This window comes from Stenotrophomonas sp. RS-48 (assembly GCF_030053245.1).
GTDB lineage: Bacteria > Pseudomonadota > Gammaproteobacteria > Xanthomonadales > Xanthomonadaceae > Stenotrophomonas > Stenotrophomonas maltophilia_P.
The window spans coordinates 1-1,709 of record NZ_JASGBV010000141.1 but is presented as its reverse complement, the minus strand read 5'-3'; the positions used below and the strand labels follow the sequence as shown (position 1 = coordinate 1,709).

The window sequence follows — 1,709 nt, the reverse complement described above, 5'->3', positions numbered from 1 at the left end:
GGTGATCCTCACCGATGGCAACGGCGATCCGATCGGGCAGGCTATCGCCGATGGCAGCGGCAACTGGAGCTTCACTCCTGGAGCGCCGCTGCCCGATGGCACCGTGATCAACGCGGTGGCCCAGGATGCGGCGGGCAACAACAGCGGCCCGGCCACCACCACGGTGGACGCCGTGGCGCCGCCGGCGCCGCTGCTCAGCGTGAGTGCTGACGGTGCGCTGCTGAGCGGCACGGCCGAGCCCAACAGCCAGGTCCGGATTGTGGTCAATGGAGACACCGCGAATCCGATCACCGTCAATGTGGATGGCAGCGGCAACTTCAGCCTGCCGTTCGCACCACCGTTGATTGCCGGCGAGCTGATCTCTGCGGTCGCGATCGATCTGGCGGGCAATACCAGCGGTCCGGCGACGATCAATGCCCCCGATCTTGCGCCACCGGACATCAGCGTGCCGGAGGCCGCCGACACGTGGATCAATGCTGCGGAAATCGGCGACGGCATCCAGGTCGACGTGACCGTTCGCCCGACGATGCAGGTCGGGCAGGTCATCACCGTCAGGTTCGCGGGCCAGAACGGCTACGAGGCCGATGTCAGCCACACCCTGACCGCTGCGGACATCGCGGCCGGTTCGGTGACCGTGACCTTGACGCCGCCCGCTGGCATGGGGCCGTTCCCGGAAGGCGCATCGACCATCACCGCCGAAGTCGCCGGTGGCACCGCATCGGCGCCGGAAGCCTTCACCATCGATACGGTTCCACCCGCAACCCCGGTGCTGTCGCTGGTCGGCAATCTGCTGACCATTTCCGCCGAACCCGGCACCGAGTTGACGGTCACGCTGACGGTAGGAGGTGTGACGGCCACGGCGACGGTCACCGCCGACAACAGTGGCCTGGCGTCGCTGAACCTGCTCACCGATCTGGATATCGACTTCACCTGGGATCAGCTGCTCAACGCACAGGTGTCGGTCGTGGGCAGTGATCCGGCTGGCAATCCGAGCAACGTGGCCAGCATCGGCATCGGCACCAGCATCGAACAGCCGGTCACCATCGGCAACTTCGGGGTGGACGTCAGCCTCAATCCTCTCAGTCCGCGCTTTGGCTTCAGTGGCACCACCGAGCCGGATTCGAGCGTTGTGATCCGGGTGATCACGCCCGCGCTGAACGTCGAGCTGCTGCCGATCCAGGCCGATTCCTCCGGCAACTTCTCGCTGAACCTGCTCAGTCCGACCATCCTCAGCCAGCTCGGGTTGAACATCACCGATATCCTCAACCTTGGGTCGCAGATATCCTTCAATCTGGTATCTACCGATTCCAACGGCAACGACAGCGCTGCCTACGGCGTCACGCTGAGTCCGAACGGCCTGTCGTTGAACATCGGTCAGATCGATGTCAACGGTACATCCGGGAATGACGTACTGTCCGGCGCCAACGGCAGTTCCGAGCACATCAACGGCGGCGATGGCAGCGATCTGATCTTCAACGTCGGCAGCGGCGATCACGTGGTCGCCGGCAACGGCGACGACGCGATCCAGATCACCGCCACCAACTTCGTCAGCATCGATGGAGGGGCTGGATTCGACACCCTGATCCTGGCCAATGGCATCGACCTGGACTACAACTCGGCCGGTGTGGGCACGCTCAGCAACATCGAGCGCATCGATCTGGGCACGGGAGATTCGGGCAGCGTGCTCACCCTCACTGCGGCGGAAGTGG

The 1,709-nt window shown here is 64.5% G+C and carries 1 protein-coding gene; it reads left to right on the top strand.

From position 1 onward, the window contains the following. Positions 1 to 1,709 (top strand): Ig-like domain-containing protein (locus tag QMZ25_RS18855; RefSeq protein WP_283220122.1); only part of this gene is annotated, 1,709 nt, incomplete at both ends.